Below are 20,020 nucleotides of genomic sequence, written 5' to 3' on the forward strand. Positions count from 1 at the left end.
TGAGATGAGGATGAATCCTGTGACCGGTAAAAAAGTATTAATTATTGACGACGAATCTTCCATACGCGAAATGATCGCCATTGCACTTGAAATGGCGGGCTACGAGTATTTGGAAGCAGAAAACATTCAGCAAGCCCATGAAATCATTGTGGACCATCGTCCGGATTTGATTCTTGCCGATTGGATGATGCCTGGCGGTAGCGGCATTGAGCTGACTCGCAGATTGAAAAAAGACCCCACAACGGCAGAAATTCCAGTCATTATGCTGACTGCGAAAAGTGAAGAAGACAACAAAATCCAAGGTCTAGAAGTCGGCGCGGACGATTACATCACCAAGCCTTTCTCACCTCGCGAGCTCGTTGCTCGACTCAAAGCAGTATTACGCCGTGCAACGCCTCAAGGGGTTGATGAGCCAATTGAAATTGAAGGTCTTACCCTTGATCCAATTAGCCAACGCGTTACCATAGGCAGTCGTCCTTTAGACATGGGGCCGACAGAATACCGTCTACTCAAATTCCTCATGACCCACCAAGAGCGTGCCTATTCAAGAGCGCAATTGTTGGATCAAGTATGGGGAGGAAATGTCTACGTTGAAGAACGTACCGTTGATGTTCATATACGTCGTTTACGCAAAGCCATTGGTAGTACTCATGATTTCTTGATACAAACAGTACGAGGAACAGGCTACCGCTTCTCAGCAAAAAGGTCCGTATGAAAACAGTTTGGCGAAACACTATTATTACTTGGCTCGCAGGATTCGCGGCCTGTATTGTAATAGGCCTAGTAATAGGTCAGTTGTTGGGTGTTTTGCTGCTGTACGTTTTAGGTTCCCTGTACTGGCAGCTTTATCAGCTCTACCAATTCCATAATTGGCTTCGTCATTCTGGTCGTGCTGCACCACCAGAGGCCAGCGGAATTTGGGGCGAAGTATTCGATGCGGTTTATCGATTACATAAAAAACAGCGCAAATCCAAGCGTCGCATGCGCCAAGCGCTAACCCGAATAGAAAGCTCCACCACCGCCTTAAAAGAAGGCGTTATCATGGCGGATAACCAAGGCAATTTGGAATGGTGGAATAACTCGGCGGCCCACTTTCTCGGTTTAATGCGCCCCGTCGATCGCGGCCAAATCATCACCAACATTGTCCGTAGCCCAGAATTTTTCCGTTATTTTAGCCAAAAACGTTTTGGTGAGCCTTTGGTCATCAAGTCGCCTGCCAAAGATGGCGTCTATTTAGAAATCCAAACCACGCTGTACGATAAAAATGATCACCTGATTTTTGTTCGTGATGTGACGCGCTTACACTTGCTAGAACAGATGCGCAAAGACTTTGTTGCCAACGCTTCCCATGAATTAAAAACGCCGCTTACCGTTATTAAGGGCTACTTAGAAACCCTCGACATGTTCAAGGACAGTCTGCCAAAAAGCATGCAAAAAGGCATTGTTAATATGTCTGAGCAATCTGAGCGGATGGAACAACTCATCGAAGATCTGTTACTGCTTTCTCGCTTGGAGAGTAATGACAAACGCGAAGAGAACCAATGGCATAAAGTTTCAGACTTAGTACAAACCATTACCAATGCAACTACGCCAGTGTTGACGGACAAACACTCTATTAATTTGCAAATTCCCGAAGAAGCTCGCTTGTACGGCTCTTACAAAGAGCTCTATAGTGCTTTTTCCAATCTGATTTTTAACGCCATCAAATACTCACCAGATGGCGGCGAGATTGAGATCAAATGGGAGTCCAGTGAGTTTAATGGTGTGTTCTCTATAAAAGACTCTGGCATTGGCATAGAGCCAAGATACATTCCTCGACTCACAGAACGTTTCTTCCGAGTCGACAAAGGGCGAGGCTCTAAAACCGGCGGTACAGGTCTTGGCCTAGCCATCGTAAAGCATGTGCTATTACATCACGATGCCAAGCTACAAATTCGCAGTCAGCCTGGTTTTGGAAGTACGTTTTCGTGCCATTTCCCAGCGAATCGAACCAGAAATGATACGATTCCAGCGATCGCATTCAATACCGATGAAACACCGTCAACAGATCAATAATAAAAAAGGGAAGCATGACACTCATGCTTCCCTTTATAGATCATTCAAATCCAACCCAAAAAATACTTATAGAGATCTTTGCACGACGTCACGAGCGAAGGTCTTTTATAAGCTCTCAAACAATTGGCTAATAAAAGCCTCTTTCTCGCTGTCTTGATCGATCAGACTCAAGGTAACGGTTAAAAATGTCGAGTTATGTTTTTTCTCTGTCGTCGCAACGGACTGCACATAATAATTTAAGCGATTCGTCACGCCTTTATGCTCCAAATCCAATACCGATTGCCCCAATACTTGCGGCACGACGTCGTCACTCTTAATCAGCATGGTCGCTTCGGTCTTGCTAAACTGGATAACCATGCAACGGAACTGTTTGCTTTCGAAACGCACCATGGTCGGGATTTTGACATCCTTTACTGATACAACGGGCGCGTCGGGGTTGGTAAACTTAGTGGCTTTTACCGGAGCGGATTTGCCCGCTCCCATCAATACGTCTAGCGATGCTGAGCTGACGCCACCAGGAGAGACAGATTCACGAGATTTCTGTGACGTTAGTTTTTTATCAAGACCATGCTTTTTCGCAGCGGATATGACTTTATTGGCTAACTGCTCACTAGAAAACGGCTTGCCCAAATAATCCGTCACGCCAGACTGCACAGCTTCCACCACATGGCTTTTGTCACCACGGCTAGTAATCATCACAAATGGCACATCTTCTTTTTTGTATTTAGGCTGCTCTCGACACCATTTAAGCAGCTCAACACCAGTCATTTCAGGCATTTCCCAGTCACACAACACCATGTCAAACTGAGACTTTGTCAGCATTTGCTGTGCTTTTCGGCCATTTACCGCTTCTTCTATTTCCACTGCTGGAAATTGCTTTTTCAATGAGCGGCGAATCAAATCACGAGTGAAAGAAGCATCATCTACTACCAAAATTTTTAATGACATTACAAAGTTCCATTAGTGCGATCTAACAAGGCAGAAAAATCCCCATGCTCTGATCTAAAAATCGAAATCCACAAAAGTGTGGCTGCCACTACAGCAATTGGCATAACGAATAAGTTAAAGAAAGGAATCGTCAATCCGACCATTACTATCCCGCCAAATGTCCAACATAACAAAGGTTTAGAGCGTAACGCCATTCTCATATCATGGAATTTAACCTTGTTATTATCGAAGGCATAATCCATATATTGAAGGGATAACATCCAAGCTGAAAATAATAATAACAAAACTGGCGCAATCACATTAACCAGAGGAATAAAAGACAATAACAACAGCAAAACAAAACGCGGTAAAAAATACAATATTTTCTGGCACTCTCTCTGTAAACTACGACCGACAATCGCCATAAGAACGCCAGCAGTCAACGTTTCATCAAAGACTTTCCCCGTTTCTTTCTCTTCTACTTTTTCCGCCAAAAACGCCATAAAAGGCGCCGCTAAGATATTCACCCCAACAGAAAAACTATAGAACAAAAGCACGCTAATAATGGCCGCAAAAATCAAATAAAACAGCCAATTTAAAAAGGAGACCCATTCGGGTAAATACCCCATGGCAGAATCCATTAATGTCTGAAAATAGCTAAAAGCGACCATGTACAATAAGCCGACCAATACAAAATTCGCTAACAAAGGCGCTAATATAAACAGCCTTAAATCTTTTGAAAAAACTAAAGGGAACGCTTTAAAAAAAGCCCCCGCGGCTTTAAATGGGTGTGTAATCACGATGCCAAATCACTCCTAAAGTTGAGGCTTAGTAGACTTATTCGCATCTTCCTAAGCCCCTTCGATCAAATATTATCTAATAACCACAGAATATCATGACGACTTTCTCGGCTCCACAAAGCCTTTCAAATGAAAGGCTATAAACTGAAGCCGCTTCTCGTTCAAGCGCTTTAGATGCCAAACCAGCCATTTCCATCACTCTTTTATAAAACTTACATTTATCAGACGCATGACCTGATACGCAATTTCGATTGTGACCTTTTGTAAATTGGTGAACTATGAAAGCGTAAGACGAATACACGCCAGTGCAGGTACGCGTCTAAATATAAAAAAATTGCACACAAAAGCTAACTAACAAGGGACATACTCAACATGAAAAAGACATTACTCGCCAGTGCCATAATGGCTACTACTCTTTTTGCCATGCAAGCCCAAGCGGCAGACGTACCAGCAGGCGTAGAACTCGCCGCTAAACAAGAACTTGTTCGTGGTGGTGGTGCAGAACCAGCAACACTTGATCCACAAAAAATGGAAGGCACGCCAGGCTCTATTCGTTCAAAAGACCTGTTTGAAGGTTTGTATAACCAAGATGGCGACGGTAACCAAGTCCCAGGTGTGGCAACAAGCTTCGATGTAAACGCTGACAACACGCAATACACCTTTCACCTCCGCAAAGATGCCAAATGGTCTAATGGCGACCCAGTCACCGCTGAAGACTTTGTTTACGCTTTCACACGTGCGGTTGACCCAGCGCTTGCTTCACCATATGCATGGTTCATGGAAATCCCATCGATTGTCAACGCAACTAAAATTATTGCCGGCGAAGCCGATCCTTCTACACTTGGCGTCAAAGCACTAGACCCTTACACATTCCAAGTAACACTTGAGCGCCCTGTACCTTACTTTGTAAAAATGACCGCTCACCAAACCATGTTCCCAGTACCTAAAAAAGTGGTCGAGAAATGGGGCGACGATTGGACAAAACCAGAGCACATGGTATCTAACGGTGCTTACAAAATGGACGAATGGATCGTCAACGAAAAAATGGTCTTCACTCGTAACAAAAACTATTGGAATGATGCTAAAACCATCATTAACAAGGTTACTTATCTACCAATTGAATCCCCTAACGCTGAGCTGAAGCGCTTCCAAGCGGGCCAAATGGATCTAAGCTATGAGATTCCAAATGACCACTTTAAACAACTAATGCGTGATATCCCGGATGAAGTTGTTGTTACACCAAAATTAGGTACTTATTACTATCAGTACAACATAACAAGAGCACCGTACAACGACGTACGCGTACGTAAAGCCTTGTCTTACGCTATCGACCGCGATGTGATCACAAAATTCGTCACAGGCACGGGGGAACTACCTGCATATTCTTTTACGCCAGAAGTGGTAAATGACTTCTCTCCAGCGACACCTGAGTATGCAACTTGGACACAAAAAGAGCGTAACGAGAAAGCCTTAGAATTGTTAGAAGAAGCGGGCTACAGCAAAAGTAACCCTCTGTCTTTCAGCTTGCTTTACAACACCAACGAAAACCATAAGAAAATCGCCATTGCGATTGCGTCAATGTGGAAAAAAACCTTGGGGGTAAACGTCACACTGGAAAATCAAGAGTGGAAAACTTACCTAGAAACGAAAAAACATCAGCAATTTGATGTGGCACGTGCAGGTTGGATTGGAGACTACAATGAAGCCTCTACCATGCTAGATCTTCTAACCACCACTCACGGTAACAACGACGGCAAATACAGCAACGCAGAATACGACAAGCTGTTACACGATGCTCGTACCATGCAGCACCCTGCGGCGAACTACAACAAAGCAGAGGAAATCGCCATTGAACAGGATATGGCCGTTGCGCCTATTTACCAATATACCGAAAAACGTTTGGTAAAAAGCTACCTAGGCGGTTACATGCCTAACCCAGAAGACAACGTTTATGTGCGTGATATGTACATCATCAAACACTAAGATTTTGTCTTCTCGATTAAAAAGTACTTAGAAATTTAAAAAGTACTTAGAAATTAAAAGTACTTTTTGTTAACACCATGCCCAGCGTTTTTGCGCTGGGCATCTCTTAAATTCCCTACAGGTTCCTAGTATTGGCCGTTATTTATAGCGTCTAATCCGGTAATTTTTATGCTGACATTTATTTCAAAACGCATTTTAGAAGCCATTCCAACGTTGTTGATTTTGATTACGGTTTCTTTTTTCCTAATGCACTCTGCTCCTGGCAGCCCATTTTCAAGCGAGCGAGCTTTGCCACCAGAAGTATTGGCGAACATTAACGCCAAATACCATTTAGATGAGCCGGTCATTAACCAATATTTTTATTACCTTGGCGGCTTACTCCAAGGCGATCTTGGACCCTCTTTTCGCTACAAAGATTTCACTATTAATGAGCTCATAGGTCAGAGTTTTCCTGTCTCTGCAGAAATTGGCATTTGGTCTTTTCTGGTCGCCCTTCTCATTGGTGTCGGCTGTGGCGTTATCGCCGCATTACGCCAAAACTCTTGGTTAGACTACAGTGTCATGGGCTTTGCTAACCTCGGGATTGTGTTGCCAAATTTTGTGTTAGCTCCTTTGTGTATCCTATTTTTCTCTATTTATAACCATTGGCTGCCACCTGGTGGCTGGAACGGTGGGGCTTGGCCTTACTTAGTCATGCCGGTCATCGCTATGTCCACCAGCTACATCGCTCAAATCGCACGTATTACCCGTGGCAGCATGATTGAAACTATGCATTCCAACTTTATTCGTACCGCGCGCGCCAAAGGTTTGCCGAAGTATCGCATTATTTTCCAACACGCTTTGCGTCCAGCTATGCTGCCCGTTATTTCCTACCTTGGGCCAGCATTCGTCGGCATAGTGACAGGTTCTGTGATTGTCGATGTGTATTTTGGTACCGGCGGTATTGGTCAGCACTTTATCAATGGCGCACTGAATCGTGACTACTCCATGGTTATGGGTGTGACTATTTTAGTCGGCACATTAACGATTCTATTCAATGCCATTGTCGATATTTTATACGCTGTCATTGATCCAAAAATTCGCTACTAAGGCCACGCAATTATGATTACTACAAAAGACAAAGTTCAGGCCGTCGAACAGTTCGCCGAAAAAGTGGTGGAAGTCGAAGGTCGCAGTTTATGGCAAGACGCTCGTCGTCGTTTTTTTTCTAACCATGCCGCGGTTACCAGCTTAGTTGTTCTAGCCATTATCACCGCCATTGCGTTGCTAGGTCCATTTTTCAGTCAATGGAATTACGACGATATTGACTGGGAAGCGCTATCTGATATTTCAGTATTGGGCCGCCCTAATATTGAAAACGGCCATTATTTTGGTACCGACACCTTAGGTCGCGATATCTTTGTTCGCACTATGCAAGGCGGTCAAATTTCGTTATTGGTCGGTATCATGGGCAGCGTAGTGGCTATCGTGATTGGGACACTTTACGGTGCAGCATCGGGTTACATTGGTGGACGTGTTGATAGCGTGATGATGCGCTTCTTAGAAATTCTTAACTCCTTTCCTTTCATGTTTTTCGTGATCATTTTGATGACGTTATTTGGTCGTCATATCTTTTTGATCTTTGTCGCCATTGGCGCGATCTCTTGGCTCGATATGGCGCGGATAGTTCGCGGCCAAACCTTGAGCCTAAAAAACAAAGAGTACATCGAAGCGGCTTACGCTTGCGGTGTGTCGACTCCGAAAATCATCTTGCGCCACATAGTGCCAAACGTACTGGGTATTGTGGTCGTTTATGCGACCTTGTTGGTACCAAATATGATCTTGTTAGAGTCTTTCATTAGCTTCTTGGGACTGGGTGTTCAAGAGCCAATGACGAGCTGGGGCGCATTGATCTCCGAAGGCGCGCAGAACATGGAAATTGCCATCTGGCAATTGGCTTGGCCACTGAGCTTCTTAGTAGTAACGCTATTTTGTTTTAACTTCCTCGGCGATGGCTTACGCGATGCGCTTGATCCAAAAGACCGCTAAGGAGGTTTTATGAGCTTATCAATGAAAAAGAACTTATTAGAAGTCAATAACTTAAAAGTAAATTTCAGAACACCCGATGGTTTTGTTACTGCTGTGAATGATCTGAATTTCACTTTGGCACAAGGCGAAACCCTCGGCATCGTGGGCGAATCTGGCTCTGGTAAAAGCCAAACGGCGTTTGCCCTAATGGGATTATTGGCTGGCAATGGCGTTATTGAAGGGGAAGCTCGCTTTAACGAGCAAAATATTCTCACTCTGAGTGAAAAAGCCATGAATCGCATTCGCTCTAAAGAGATTGCGATGATTTTCCAAGACCCAATGACGTCATTGAACCCTTATATGAAAGTCGGTAAGCAGCTGATGGAAGTCTTAATGCTGCACAAGGGTATGAACAAAGCCGAAGCCTTTGAAGCCTCAGTAAAAATGCTCGACGCGGTGAAAATGCCCGAAGCGCGCAAACGCATGAACATGTACCCGCACGAATTTTCTGGCGGCATGAGACAGCGTGTGATGATTGCTATGGCCTTGTTGTGCCAACCTAAGTTGTTGATCGCTGATGAGCCAACAACAGCCCTAGACGTCACCGTGCAGGCTCAGATATTAACCTTGCTGAACGAGTTAAAAGACGACTTCAACACTTCCATCATTATGATCACTCATGATTTGGGCGTGGTTGCAGGCTTATGCGACAAGGTACTGGTAATGTACGCGGGACAAACCATGGAATACGGCACTGCAGAAGACGTGTTTTATCGTCCTACGCATCCATATACCCAAGGTTTACTAAAAGCGATTCCACGTCTCGATGCAGAGGATGAGCAACTTTCAACCATTCCAGGTAACCCACCCAACTTGTTACAAATGCCATCTGGCTGCCCATTCCAAGCGCGTTGTGAGTTTGCCAGAGAACGCTGTGGAGAAAGCATGCCGCCGCTAGAAGAGTATGCACCGGGTCAACTACGAGCTTGTCATAAATCCGTTGATGGATGGGTCGCCTAATGAACACTGCAAACAATATTTTAATGGAAGTGAATAATTTAAAAGTTCACTTCAACATCAAGTCAGACAATGCGTGGCCGTGGGAAAAAGGCCAAGCCCTCAAAGCCGTGGATGGCGTTGATTTAACCATCTACGCGGGCGAAACACTTGGTGTGGTCGGTGAATCAGGCTGTGGTAAATCCACCCTAGCGCGCGCTTTATTACGCCTTGTACCCATCACTGAAGGCAATGTGGTTTGGCTGGGACAAGACCTGACAGATTTAGACAAAAAACAAATGCGCGACAAACGCCAAGAGCTGCAAATGATCTTTCAAGATCCATTAGCGTCTCTCGATCCGCGCATGACAGTGGGCGACATCATTGCCGAGCCACTGAAGACCTTTCGACCTGAACTTTCGAAAGACGAAGTCAAAGCCGAAGTGCGCGCCATCATGGATCGTGTGGGTTTATTACCAAACGTGATTAACCGTTACCCTCATGAATTCTCTGGTGGCCAATGTCAGCGTATCGGTATTGCGCGCGCCTTGATTCTGAAACCTAAGTTGGTTGTCTGTGACGAACCCGTATCGGCATTGGACGTGTCCATCCAAGCGCAAGTAGTGAACTTGTTAAAAGAGTTACAGGCGGAAATGGGCTTGTCTTTGGTGTTTATCGCTCACGATCTAAGCGTGGTAAAACACATTTCAGACCGTGTTTTAGTGATGTACTTGGGCAATGCGGTAGAGTTAGCAAGCAAACGCGCACTATACGAAAATCCTCAGCACCCATACACCAAAGCCTTGTTGTCTGCGGTACCTGTGCCAGACCCAAGAGCAGAACGGGGTAAGAAAATTCAGTTATTAACGGGTGACTTACCCTCTCCTATTAGCCCGCCGTCAGGTTGTGTTTTCCGTACTCGTTGCCCTCATGCTAACGAAGGTTGTGCGCAGCAAAAACCAAGCTTGCAGGTGTTATCAGATGAACACCAAGCCGCTTGCTCGCGTTTAGCGGAAATTGCATAACGAACAACTAAAATACAATCACCACCAGCCTACGCCGCTTTAAGATTTTCAATTGAGGAAATCAAAGCGGCGTATTTGTATCTAAAACCCCATGTTCTTTCACTTCAAAGCGAGTTTTCATCGCACAAGACCGTTATTTTTGTCTATCATAGTATCAAATCCCTTTAAGCAACTAAGTTAGGCTCTTATTCATGCGCTTACGCTCTCCCTACACCACTCTAAACCTTTTTCTCTTAATATTTTTAAGTGTCACGTCTGTTTCGACCTATGCCGCAGAAAAACCAAAAGGAAGAGTGTTATTAACCGTGTCAGGCGCGATCAACAATACAGACTCAACACAGAAATCTAAGTTTGATTTGGCCATGCTAAACCGTTTGCCGCAATACACGGTCACGACCCATAATCCATGGACAAAAGGCCGTCACACTTACCAAGGTTTTTCGGCTATCGATTTATTCCCAAATTTGGGTAACTCGAACATCATTTTGCAAGTTACCGCACTCAATGAATACATGACTGAAATTCCACTGAGCGACTTTGCTGACAATGGTGCAATTTTTGCGACTCACATTGATGGCAAACCAATGAGCGTCAGAAATCTTGGCCCTATTATGGTGATCTATCCATTCGACGAACATGAAGAGCTAAAATCTGAAATGTTTTATGGTCGTTCTATCTGGCAAGTTGATCGCATTAAGACCACTATTATATCGGAGTAAACATGGAGCGCTTGTTTAAAGGGAAGACATGGTTATCCAAATTCAAGCTATGGGTGCTGTATGGCTTCATTGCTTTTATTATTGTGATCACCATCGCGGTGTTCGGTATTATCACCTATACCAGTGACAGCTCTAAACACAACAGCCGTCGCGTTTTTGAGAGCTCTTTGTGGAACACCCTGCAACTGCAAATACAGTCCTATCGCTTCCTAAACTATTTAATCGCATTAGACGACAGCGATTACCCTTTGAACGGCAACGCTTTTTTTGAATACGATTTATTGATGAGTCGAGTCGACTTGCTTAGACAGGGTGATGTTGGCTCTCTCATCCGAACGTTTGAAAGCGGACGTACAACGAGACTATTGAATATTATTAATGGTGAATTGGAATTGCTTAGCTTCAATTTATCCAAGTTAGAAAATGGCGACACGTCTTATCTCCCCAACCTAATTGAACGCATTCAACGTATCGAAGATCAAATCAACGAATTTGTTACCTTGGTGAACAAAGGCAGCAATGAGTTCATTAGTAACCAACACAAAACATTGCAGATGAATCTAAATCATATACAGCTGCTTTCCATGGCATTGCTGGTTTGTTTATTGTGCTTATGTTTTTTTACGGTAAAAGGGTTAACCGAGCTTAAGAATGTCATTAGACGAAATGAAGAGCTCCAGCTAGGTATTCAAGCAGTTAATGAAGACAAAGCCAATTTACTCTCTTTCGTCAACCAGGAAATACGTTCTCCAATTAATGCCATTTTAGGAACCGCTAAGACCTTAAACGAATCGGTTTCAAAAAACGAAAAAGACGTTCTATCAAAGCATATTGAAGAGTCTGGGCTGCAACTACTGCAAACCATAGAAATGCTCTCTGACCTATCACTGATCGATGCGAAAAAGCTAACCCTGAATCCAACTATTGAGCACTTACAGCGCAGTATCGAAGATTATTTGGCTATTTTTGAGCCTCAAATGACACGCAAAAACTTGCAGAGTATCCTCTACATTGACCCGCTTTTGCCGAACTATATCAGCCTCGATTTTGTCAGAATCAAAGAAATTATCGTTGCACTGCTACAAAATGCGATTACTCACACCCCGTCAGGGAGTATCAGTTTACAAATTCGACCCTCGTCCCTAAACGCACCTCAAATGGCGCTTCCAACCGATACAACAGAAAGCAGAGTGCTACAAATAGCGCTTAGAGATACTGGGCTAGGCATGCCAAACGAGTTACAGCAAAATTTGAGAGTAAACCCATCCCTACCGATGCAAGAAGAAGGACCATTACCAAGCAAAGTCGGCTTAAGTTTGGCGTTATGTCACAAGTTGGTTTACCTAATGCAAGGCGAACTGCATTTTTCCTGTGCGCCACAAAAAGGCTGTGAATTTTGGGTAGATATTCCTTTTCACATACCAACAAATAGCCCAAGTAACGACCCGGAATCAAAAGGCTCAAGCTTCCAATGCCCCGACAATACTCAAGCTTTAGTCATTGAAACAGACACACATTTGGCTAAAATTATTAGCTTGCAGTTAGCAGCGTTTAACATCGACACCATTCTATCGAAAGATGGCAGCCTGCAAGAATATAAGGACTATGATCTTGTCATTCTGGGCAACACGCCTCGCTTTGAGCGTGACGGCCATGATGCGCTCCAGCAATGGCATACTAAATCTTGCCCTGTCATCAGTTATCACTCTAGCGCCTTGGAAAACACAGCGCACCGAGTTATTCCGATCAGCTTCCCATTAACTCAAAGTAAACTAGAACCACTTATTGCTGGGCTATTTTCCTCAAAGGCACATAAATATGATTGATCACGCCCATCTGAACTCTCTAATCGAACTCATCGGCAAAGAAACCGTTAACAACATACGCTTGGAATTTGTTGAAGACAGCAATGAAAAAATCGCTTTGTTGTTACAAGCTTGGGACAAAAGAGATTATCAAGAATTAAGACAGGTTAGCCATTCACTCAAGTCGGCCAGTTTAAACATGGCTATGCAGGTGTTTGCTAAACAATGTCAGTTGATTGAAGAAGCGGCGGCACAACAAAGTGATCAAGGAGTGCAGGCCATCATGGATAGCCTGCCCGCCACTCACCAGACTTCACTGAAAGAACTTGATGCATACTTTTCCAAGTGAATTAGACAACAACGCTTACTCTTAGATTGACCAAGTGAAGTCTGTGGCTTCAATAAAAGTGGCCACAAAAGACTCCAATCCCGCTTGGTCAACATCAGAAAAACGCCCTACTTTCGGACTGTCCATATCAAACACTGCAAGCAATTTGCCACCAACAATTACAGGAATAACCACTTCACTTGCTGAAGCCGCATCACACGCGATATGACCATCAAAGGCATGCACATCTTCAATACGTTGGGTTTGTAGGGACGTCGCGGCTTTACCGCACACACCACGACCAAATGGGATGCGAGTACACGCCACTTTGCCAACATACGGCCCAAGCACCAATTCCTCGCCACGGGCAAAGTAGAAACCGGACCAATTCAGATCCGCCACCGTTTGCATCACAAACGCGGAAAATTGAGCGGCATTACAGATGAAGTCGCGCTCTCCACTTAGCAATGCAGCTAATTGAGCATTTAACTCACGATAAGATTCTTCGACAGAAGCGGTAGGATTGGTTTCTATGGTAAACATCGTATTTCACACCCGTTAAAACGAAAAGCAGATGATAACAAAGTCGGCCCGATAGCCCACCCATAAACCGTGAAAATTCAATGATTGCAGAGGAGAAATAACGAAGAGTGAATGGAAAATATCGACCTCTTGGCTTTCGAATCAAACCAAGAGGTCGGCAACAAGAGTTATTTCTTATTCATTTCAACAGAAAGATCATTCACATTAACATGACGAACATCGACGCCTTTTACCATGAAGATCAAATGCTGACAGGTATGACGAGCATGATCGCCAATACGCTCTAAAGAACGTAATACCCAAATAACATTAATCACACGAGAAATACTGCGAGGATCTTCCATCATGTAAGTCACCAAAGAACGCATCGCTGTGTTGTATTCTTGATCTACAGCACGATCTTGTTTCGCGACTTTAATGGCAGCATCAATATCTAAACGTGCATAGGCGTCTAAAGAGTCATGAATCATACGCGATACCATTTGACCGATGCGGTTGATCTCTACGTAACCACGAGGAGACTCGCCTTCATTGATCAAATTTAAGGTCAGATTGGCAATTTTCTTCGCTTCGTCACCGATACGCTCAAGCTCACTGACCGCTTTGCTGATCGACAAAATCATGCGTAAGTCAGACGCCGCAGGTTGGCGTTTCGCCAAGATACGACGACATTCTTCGTCGATCAAACCGTCTAGCTGATTCACCGTCGCGTCTTGATTTTTTACGTCTTCTGCCAAAGAGCCATTCGCGTCTAATAACGCTTGTACCGCGTCTTGAACTTGGTTCTCTACGACACCACCCATGGTCAAAAAGTGTTGGCGAAGCAGTTCCAGCTCGTTGTTAAACTGCTGAGAAATATGATCCGTTGTTAATTCTTTCATAATGCGTCCTCCGCCTAGCCGTAGCGGCCCGTGATGTAGTCTTCTGTTTGTTGTTTACTTGGGTTCGTGAACAAGGTGTTCGTGTCGCCAAACTCAACCAAATCGCCCATGTACATAAACGCAGTATAGTCAGAAACACGCGCAGCTTGCTGCATGTTGTGTGTCACAATCGCGATAGTGAACTCGTTTTTCAACTCATGGATCAGTTCTTCAATTTTCAACGTTGAAATAGGATCCAATGCAGAAGCAGGCTCATCCAACAGCAGCACTTCAGGTTTTACCGCCACCGTACGAGCGATAACCAAACGCTGTTGCTGACCACCTGACATGCCCAAGGCACTTTCATGTAGACGGTCTTTTACTTCGTCCCACAACGCCGCTGAGCGAAGTGCCCACTCAACGGTTTCATCAAGCAAGCGCTTTTTATTAATCCCTTGAATACGAAGGCCATAAGCCACGTTTTCGTAAATGCTTTTTGGGAACGGGTTTGGCTTCTGGAACACCATGCCAACGCGACGACGTAACTCAGCTACATCAGTGCCTTTCGCATAGATATTCTCATCTCGTAAGTTGATTTCACCCGTAATACGGCAACCATCAACTAAATCATTCATGCGGTTAAAGCAACGCAATAACGTTGATTTACCACAACCAGAAGGCCCGATAAACGCAGTAACCTTTTTCTCTGGAATGATCATATTCACGCCTTTCAGCGCTTCTTTTTCACCGTAGTACAGGTGCAAATCGTTTACAGATAGGCAAACGGTTTCATCTTCAATGCGCAACGCCTGTTGGCTACGCTGCATTGCTGAAATATCAATTGAGTGTGTTTTAACGTCGCTCATAATAATCTCTTCTCCGCCGCTTACATTTCCAGCGATTTGTATTTTTCACGTAAATGATTTCGGATCGTCACTGCCGACAAGTTTAATAGCGCAATAACAATCACAAGCAATAAGGCTGTTGCGTACACCAATGGTCGTGCGGCTTCTACGTTCGGACTTTGGAAACCCACATCATAAATATGGAAACCTAAGTGCATGAATTTTTGATCCAAATGGATGTAAGGATAGTTACCATCCAATGGCAACGATGGCGCTAATTTCACCACACCCACCAACATCAACGGTGCTACTTCACCCGCCGCTCGCGCTACCGCCAAAATAACCCCAGTCATAATAGCTGGACTCGCCATTGGCAGAACAACACGCCATAAAGTTTCAAATTTTGTTGCACCCAATGCCAAGCTGCCTTCACGTACGTTGCGAGGAATACGTGACAAACCTTCTTCCGTTGCCACGATCACCACAGGCACGGTCAATAAGGCTAGCGTGATAGACGCCCACATCAAACCACCGGTACCAAAAGTCGGTGATGGCAAAGCTTCTGGGAAGAAAGCTTGGTCAATACCTGACCCTAGGAAGTAAATAAAGAAACCTAAACCAAACACACCGTAAACGATGGAAGGCACGCCCGCTAAGTTGTTTACTGCGATACGTATAATACGAGTCACCCAACCTTGCGATGCATATTCACGAAGATAAACCGCCGCAACCACACCAAATGGCGTCACTATCACTGTCATCAGCAGAACCATCATGACCGTACCGAAAATAGCTGGGAACACGCCGCCTTCGGTGTTGGCTTCACGAGGCTCATCAGATAAGAATTCCCACACTTTAGTAAAGTAGAATCCCATCTTCTGACCGACATTCATCGCATTAGGGCGGAAGGCATGAACAATTTTTGCCACTGGCATTTCATGCTCTGTGCCGTCCATCACTTGAACAATGAAGGTATCACGATTGATCTGAGCGTAAAGGTCAATCAGGCTTTGCTGTAAACCTTTATACTCTTCATCGTATTGGCTACGCTCTACTGCCAAATCAGCTTCAGCGGCTGGCGTTAGCTTACCTTCTAACTCTAAACGACGCTGCTCAAGACGAATACGCTCCAATGCGTAGTTGATCTTACCAATGTCTTTTTTCTCAATGACATGAATTTCATCGAAAATTCTCGCAGCACGTTCGATGCTATTCTCAAACGTATTCCAAGTTGCTAACGCAGAATCTGTTGGTGTCAGATCCGAGGTTTGAGACACGATTTTGCCGTCTTCTTTGACCGCTTTTAGGTAACCATATAAGTTACCCCACTCACGACGCTCTGCCGTAAACATCATCTCAGGGCGTTTAGTTTCTGTAAGATACTCATCGATCACCCAACGAAAGTCCGAACCATACACGTCACGGTTGCCGGTTTTCATCAAAGTACGCTGCATTAACTGATGATTGTCAGGTATATCAATCCCAGCTTCGCGCAACTGAGCCGCAGGCACTTCTACGCTTTCAACACGTTCTGCAACTAGATTGTATTCGGACTCACCTGGCAACGCATAATGTGTTTCAACCACATCAGCAGGCCAAAAATGTCCTAGACCACGCACCGCAATCAGTAATAACAAACCGACAACCATGATGACAGAAATCGCCACGGCACCTGCGTTTAACCACACCCATGGATCACCAGACTTCACCCATTCGGATACGGATTTTTTCTTCATTTTCATTTCAGTACTCATTATAGCGACCCGTATTTTTTGCGTAGGTGCTGACGCACGGTTTCAGCGATTGTGTTCACCACGAAGGTGAAGATAAAGAGCACAAACGCAGCTAAGAACAAGATACGATAGTGAGAGCTTCCCACTTCAGATTCCGGCACTTCTACCGCTAAGTTAGCAGCTAGTGTCCGCATACCTTCAAAGATGTTGAAGTCCATAATTGGCGTGTTACCTGTCGCCATCAAGACGATCATGGTTTCACCAACGGCACGGCCCATACCAATCATGACGGCCGAGAAGATACCTGGGCTCGCAGTCGGTAATACAACACGCGTCATGGTCTGCCAATACGTTGCCCCCAATGCCAATGAACCTTGAGTTAAGGCTTTTGGCACACTAAAGATGGCGTCTTCGGTAATAGAGAAGATAGTCGGGATAACCGCAAAGCCCATGGCAAACCCCACCACCAGCGCGTTGCGTTGGTCAAATGTGATACCAAGATCATTGGTAATCCAGCCACGAATATTGCCGTCAAAGAAGCTCAACTCGATGATTGGACTCATTGCCAAACAAAACCAAGCCAAGAAAACGATGACAGGAATCAGCAATAATGGCTGCCAACCTTCAGGCACCATCCAGCGAATTTGCTGAGGCAGACGCGACCAAAGATAAGCAAACAATAGAATACCCACCGGAAGTACGACGAAAATACTGAAGGTCGCCGCTAGGTTTTCTTCTAAGAAAGGCGCGAAGAACAAACCGGCTAAGAAACCCAATATTACTGTCGGTAAAGCTTCCATTAGCTCGATGACAGGCTTGATCTTACGACGCAAGGCTGGCGCCATGAAGTAAGCCGTATAGATTGCACCACAAATTGCCAATGGTACTGCCATCAACATCGCGTAAAAGGCCGCTTTTAAAGTACCAAATGCCAAAGGCATCAAACTGTATTTTGGCTCAAAATCATTATTCGCTGCAGAAGACTGCCAAGTGTAAGTCGGCTCTTGATACCCTTCGTACCAGACTTTGCCCCACAAGGAAGACCAAGACACTTCTGGGTGCTCGTTATCTACGTAGAAGAAATGTAATCCCTTGTCGTCTTCCAGAAGTAAGCCGTTTGCTCGCGGTGCAAAACTGATTAGACGAGCATTGTCATCACTCAATTTTTCGTTTAGCACTTGGCGAGTCGAAGTGGCATTATAAATAGCAACCAAGCCACGCTCATCCAGTGTGGCAAAGCCTTTACGACGTTGTTCCATTGCCAAATCCACTAAAGCAACGGGTTGTTTTACGTCTCGGATGAAGGTGAGTTTTTCTTCATTCGTGTCATCGTTACGTACATTGAACCACTGGCTCACTCGGCCAGAAGTGTCCGCCACCATGATGGATGATTTGCCTAGCAGATACGTCATCGATACCAGCTTGGTATCGGCCTCTTTGATTAAAGCGATCTCGTCTTTTAATTCAATATTATCAAAGTCACGCAGGTCAAACTCGCTCATCGCGCCTGATCGCGTTGCAACATAAAGATAACGTTGATCACCACTCAGCAGCATACTAGCTACATCAGGAACGAATGGTAACGGCTCGCTTTGCTCACTCAATTCCACTTCTTCGGTAATGAAATTGACGTCTTTCGTTACCTTAGTGATCGCGCTGCTTGCATCACCAATCGCAGCAATCGTTAAACTATCACTACCATCACGTAGGGTGAGTTTATTAATCGCGAAATCGGCCACATCTATCGGCTCTTCACCGTATGGGTATTCCACAACTGGGGTGATTTTACGTGTGCCGCCAGGGTAAGAAATTTTGTAATCATGTTTTACGATTAACGCTTTACCATCTTCGTAACCAAATGCAATCAAACGACTGGTATCCGATTCAACCGCAAACGCCGTTACTTTTTCAGTACGAAGGTTTTTAATGGTGTTGATCACGCTGCCGTCAGCAACAGAGAAGAAGACGATACTACCATTGCTTGTCACTCGCATTCCGACTTCGGATTGCTCCTCCGTCGTTAAATAAAGGCTTTTTCCTTGATCCTCTGCAGGCAAAGTGTAACTCGCCTCAAGATCAATACTGGCGCTGGAAAACAAGGGCGCCACTTCATAAAGTAAGTAGAAGCAAATAAGCAGAACAGCCAAAATAACACTGCTGCCCCCCACGGCAATGCCCATTCCAGCCATACGGTCTTTCAGGGCGCGAATTTTACGATGACGCTTTAAAGCTGGCGTATTGAAATCCAGTTCAGGCATCTGATGGTCAGTTGATTTAGTCATCCGCATTCATCTTTGTTGTGTGACGTTTTTATATGACAGTAGTGTGACAGCCTACGAACCAAGAAAAGTAGGAGAGCATTTTGGCCCTCCTACTTTAAGCATATCGTCCGTAGCTCGCTACAGCGTTACTTAGTTAATACCTAAATCTTTCAGGTACTTAGTAGCTACTTTCGCTGGAAGAGGAACATAGCCGTCTTTTACGACAACCTCTTGACCCATTTTAGAAAGTACCATTTTAACGAATTCACGCTGTAGTGGTTCAAGCGGCTTATTAGGCGCTTTGTTTACATAAACGTAAAGGAAACGAGACAATGGGTATGCGCCAGTTGCTGCGTTTTCAATCGTTGCATCGATGAACTTACCACCTTCTTTCTTCGTCAAAGGAACAGCGCGTACAGAAGACGTTTTGTAACCGATACCAGAGTAACCAATACCGTTAAGAGACGTAGAAACAGACTGAACAACAGAAGCAGAACCTGGTTGCTCGTTTACAGAGTTTTTGAAGTCACCTTTGAAAAGCGCGTGCTCTTTAAAGTAACCGTAAGTACCAGATACTGAGTTACGACCAAACAATTGAATATCACGGTTCGCCCAAGCACCAGTCAGACCAGCTTTGCCCCAGTTAGTAATGTCTTCGCTGTGACCACCCTTACGAGTAGAAGAGAAAATGGCATCCACTTCAGGAAGAGACAAACCTTTGATTGGGTTATCTTTGTGTACGAATACTGCTAGAGCATCGATTGCTACTGGAACTGCAGTTGGCTTGTAGCCGTATTTTTTCTCGAACGCTGCGATCTCTTTGTCTTTCATCATACGAGACATAGGACCGAAGTTAGACGTACCTTCTGTCAACGCTGGTGGCGCAGTAGAAGAACCTGCCGCTTGAATTTGAATATTTACATTTGGGTATAGGCGTTTAAAGTCTTCCGCCCACAATGTCATTAGGTTCGCTAGGGTGTCAGAGCCAACACTTGAAATATTGCCAGAAACGCCACTTGCTTTGCTGTAAGACATCAAATTTGAATCAACATCTGCAAAAGCGTTAACAGAAACGCCTACTGCCGCTGTCATCGCTAAACCTGCAACTAGTTTTTTCATCACATAAACCTCAG

At 44.7% G+C, this 20,020-nt stretch carries 18 protein-coding genes; 10 read left to right on the plus strand and 8 right to left on the minus strand.

What is annotated here, in order from left to right:
* Positions 1 to 19 precede the first annotated feature (19 nt).
* Positions 20 to 715, plus strand: coding sequence for a phosphate regulon transcriptional regulator PhoB (phoB, locus tag KDW99_RS20085; RefSeq protein ID WP_255827234.1), 696 nt, complete (start codon positions 20 to 22; stop codon positions 713 to 715).
* The gene (gene phoR / locus KDW99_RS20090; protein ID WP_255827235.1) at positions 712 to 2,055 is read left to right on the plus strand and encodes a phosphate regulon sensor histidine kinase PhoR; all 1,344 of its coding nucleotides are present in this window, start codon (positions 712 to 714) and stop codon (positions 2,053 to 2,055) included. Before phoB ends, phoR begins: the two co-directional genes overlap by 4 nt.
* 105 nt (positions 2,056 to 2,160) lie before the next feature.
* Here the strand turns inward: phoR and KDW99_RS20095 are convergent, their stop codons facing one another.
* Both KDW99_RS20095 and cysZ read right to left on the minus strand, forming a co-directional pair.
* Positions 2,161 to 3,003, minus strand: a complete 843-nt coding sequence (locus KDW99_RS20095) for a response regulator (RefSeq protein ID WP_255827236.1) — start codon at positions 3,001 to 3,003, stop codon at positions 2,161 to 2,163.
* A complete protein-coding gene (cysZ, locus tag KDW99_RS20100) occupies positions 3,003 to 3,782 on the minus strand; it encodes a sulfate transporter CysZ (RefSeq protein ID WP_255827237.1) in 780 nt (259 codons plus the stop codon). Before cysZ ends, KDW99_RS20095 begins: the two co-directional genes overlap by 1 nt.
* Before the next feature lie 372 nt (positions 3,783 to 4,154).
* On the opposite strand from cysZ, the gene KDW99_RS20105 reads away from it, so the two are divergent.
* The 8 genes from KDW99_RS20105 (at position 4,155) to KDW99_RS20140 (ending at position 12,666) form a co-directional block, all read left to right on the plus strand.
* Positions 4,155 to 5,765 (plus strand): peptide ABC transporter substrate-binding protein, encoded by a 1,611-nt coding sequence (locus KDW99_RS20105; RefSeq protein WP_255827238.1) that lies wholly within the window; start codon positions 4,155 to 4,157, stop codon positions 5,763 to 5,765.
* Between the two features lie 168 nt (positions 5,766 to 5,933).
* Positions 5,934 to 6,854 (plus strand): oligopeptide ABC transporter permease OppB, encoded by a 921-nt coding sequence (gene oppB, locus KDW99_RS20110; protein WP_255827239.1) that lies wholly within the window; start codon positions 5,934 to 5,936, stop codon positions 6,852 to 6,854.
* A 12-nt stretch (positions 6,855 to 6,866) separates the two neighbouring features.
* Positions 6,867 to 7,793, plus strand: a complete 927-nt coding sequence (oppC, locus tag KDW99_RS20115) for an oligopeptide ABC transporter permease OppC (protein ID WP_255827240.1) — start codon at positions 6,867 to 6,869, stop codon at positions 7,791 to 7,793.
* 9 nt (positions 7,794 to 7,802) lie between these two features.
* Complete coding sequence (locus KDW99_RS20120) at positions 7,803 to 8,792, plus strand: ABC transporter ATP-binding protein (RefSeq protein ID WP_255827241.1); 990 nt, start codon at positions 7,803 to 7,805, stop codon at positions 8,790 to 8,792.
* The gene (gene oppF / locus KDW99_RS20125; RefSeq protein ID WP_255827242.1) at positions 8,792 to 9,793 is read left to right on the plus strand and encodes a murein tripeptide/oligopeptide ABC transporter ATP binding protein OppF; all 1,002 of its coding nucleotides are present in this window, start codon (positions 8,792 to 8,794) and stop codon (positions 9,791 to 9,793) included. The genes KDW99_RS20120 and oppF overlap by 1 nt, the downstream gene beginning before the upstream one ends.
* A gap of 191 nt (positions 9,794 to 9,984) precedes the next feature.
* Positions 9,985 to 10,512 (plus strand): hypothetical protein, encoded by a 528-nt coding sequence (locus KDW99_RS20130; protein ID WP_255827243.1) that lies wholly within the window; start codon positions 9,985 to 9,987, stop codon positions 10,510 to 10,512.
* Positions 10,513 to 10,514: 2 nt separating this feature from the next.
* Positions 10,515 to 12,338: a sensor histidine kinase gene (locus KDW99_RS20135; protein WP_255827244.1), complete on the plus strand. Its 1,824-nt coding sequence runs from the start codon at positions 10,515 to 10,517 to the stop codon at positions 12,336 to 12,338.
* Positions 12,331 to 12,666, plus strand: a complete 336-nt coding sequence (locus KDW99_RS20140) for an Hpt domain-containing protein (RefSeq protein ID WP_255827245.1) — start codon at positions 12,331 to 12,333, stop codon at positions 12,664 to 12,666. Before KDW99_RS20135 ends, KDW99_RS20140 begins: the two co-directional genes overlap by 8 nt.
* A gap of 21 nt (positions 12,667 to 12,687) precedes the next feature.
* Here KDW99_RS20140 and KDW99_RS20145 read toward each other — a convergent pair whose 3' ends face one another.
* The 6 genes from KDW99_RS20145 to KDW99_RS20170 all read right to left on the minus strand — a co-directional run bounded on the left by KDW99_RS20145 (position 12,688) and on the right by KDW99_RS20170 (position 20,006).
* Positions 12,688 to 13,188 carry a GAF domain-containing protein gene (locus KDW99_RS20145; RefSeq protein ID WP_255827246.1) on the minus strand — a complete coding sequence of 167 codons (501 nt, stop codon included), beginning with the start codon at positions 13,186 to 13,188 and terminating at the stop codon, positions 12,688 to 12,690.
* A gap of 167 nt (positions 13,189 to 13,355) precedes the next feature.
* Positions 13,356 to 14,069, minus strand: coding sequence for a phosphate signaling complex protein PhoU (phoU, locus tag KDW99_RS20150; RefSeq protein ID WP_212917022.1), 714 nt, complete (start codon positions 14,067 to 14,069; stop codon positions 13,356 to 13,358).
* Positions 14,070 to 14,083: 14 nt separating this feature from the next.
* Positions 14,084 to 14,914, minus strand: coding sequence for a phosphate ABC transporter ATP-binding protein PstB (gene pstB, locus KDW99_RS20155; RefSeq protein WP_304941371.1), 831 nt, complete (start codon positions 14,912 to 14,914; stop codon positions 14,084 to 14,086).
* Between the two features lie 20 nt (positions 14,915 to 14,934).
* Positions 14,935 to 16,635, minus strand: coding sequence for a phosphate ABC transporter permease PstA (gene pstA / locus KDW99_RS20160; RefSeq protein WP_255827247.1), 1,701 nt, complete (start codon positions 16,633 to 16,635; stop codon positions 14,935 to 14,937).
* Positions 16,636 to 16,646: 11 nt separating this feature from the next.
* A complete protein-coding gene (locus tag KDW99_RS20165; RefSeq protein WP_255827248.1) occupies positions 16,647 to 18,908 on the minus strand; it encodes an ABC transporter permease subunit in 2,262 nt (753 codons plus the stop codon).
* A 129-nt stretch (positions 18,909 to 19,037) separates the two neighbouring features.
* A complete protein-coding gene (locus KDW99_RS20170) occupies positions 19,038 to 20,006 on the minus strand; it encodes a PstS family phosphate ABC transporter substrate-binding protein (protein ID WP_255827249.1) in 969 nt (322 codons plus the stop codon).
* Positions 20,007 to 20,020: the final 14 nt, after the last annotated feature.

Source organism: Marinomonas rhizomae (assembly GCF_024397855.1).
GTDB classification, from domain to species: domain Bacteria; phylum Pseudomonadota; class Gammaproteobacteria; order Pseudomonadales; family Marinomonadaceae; genus Marinomonas; species Marinomonas rhizomae_A.